The organism is Nonomuraea lactucae, from assembly GCF_003313395.1.
In the GTDB taxonomy this organism is placed as follows: domain Bacteria; phylum Actinomycetota; class Actinomycetes; order Streptosporangiales; family Streptosporangiaceae; genus Nonomuraea; species Nonomuraea lactucae.
The window spans coordinates 1-1,268 of record NZ_QNFZ01000487.1 but is presented as its reverse complement, the minus strand read 5'-3'; the positions used below and the strand labels follow the sequence as shown (position 1 = coordinate 1,268).

The 1,268-nt window shown below is 72.2% G+C and carries 1 protein-coding gene; it reads left to right on the top strand.

Annotated elements, in window-relative coordinates; genetic code table 11:
* Positions 1–1,268 (top strand): amino acid adenylation domain-containing protein (locus DQW85_RS22880; protein ID WP_113702189.1); only part of this gene is annotated, 1,268 nt, incomplete at both ends.

Below are 1,268 nucleotides of genomic sequence, written 5' to 3'. Positions count from 1 at the left end.
TGCCTGCCGCGCGACCCGCGTCTGGTCGTCGCGTTGCTGGCGGTGCTGAAGGCGGGCGGCTGTTACGTGCCGCTCGATCCGGCCTATCCGGTCGAACGGCTGGCCTATCTGCTGGCGGACTCCGGCGCGGACCTGCTGATCACCCACTCCGGCCTGCGGGATCGCCTGCCCAGCCCGCGCCCGCCGGAGGTGCTGCTGGACCACCTCCCGGACGACCTCCCACCCGGCCCGCTGCCGCGCGTCACTCCCGACCGGCTGGCGTATCTGATCTACACCTCTGGCTCCACCGGCCGGCCGAAGGGGGTGGAGGTGCCGCACCGGGGTGTGGTCAATCTGGTCACTGATGTGAACCGCCGTCTGGGCGGGGGCAGCGCCCTGCTGATGACCTCGCTGTCGTTCGACATCGCGGCCCTGGAGATCTTCGCGCCTCTGCTGTCGGGCGGCACGCTCGTGGTCGCGCCCGGTGACGCCCCCCAAGACGTCAAGGAGTTACGCCAGGCAGCGGAGAGAGCGGACCTGGTCCAGCTCACCCCCTCGGTGGCCGGGCTCGTCCACGGCGAGTTGCCGCCGGGCATACCCCACTTGATTCTGGGGGGTGAGCCGCTGCCCACCGACCTGGCCGGCCGTCTGCAGAACGTGACCGGGGATCTGTGGAACTTCTACGGCCCGACCGAGACCACGATCTGGTCCACCTGCTACCGGGTGCCATCCGATCCGGCTGTGATGTCGATCGGCGCGCCGCTGGCCAACACCACCGCCTACGTCGTGGACGAGCACCTGCGGCCGGTGCCCGTCGGGGTGGCGGGGGAGCTGCTGCTGGGCGGGGCGGGGGTGACCCGCGGCTACCACGCGCGTCCCGGGCTGACCGCTGACCGTTTCGTCCCGGACCCGTACGGGCCGCCCGGCACACGCCTGTACCGGACGGGTGATCTGGCCCGCTGGCGGCCGGACGGCACTTTGGAGTGTCTCGGCCGCCTGGACGACCAGGTCAAGATCCGCGGGGTGCGCATCGAGCTGGACGAGATCGCCACCGTGCTGGGCGAGCACCCCCGGGTACGCCGCGCCGTCGTGACCGTACGCGACGACGCCCCCGCAGGACGCGGCCTCGTCGCCTACGTCCAGGTCCACGACCCCGGCGAGGGCGACGTGGCGGGGGAACTACGCGCCCACCTGCGCGCCCGACTGCCCGAGGCGATGATCCCCGCCGCGTTCGTCCACCTCGACGCCTTCCCCGTACTCCCCAGCGGCAAGCTCGACCGCGAAGCCCT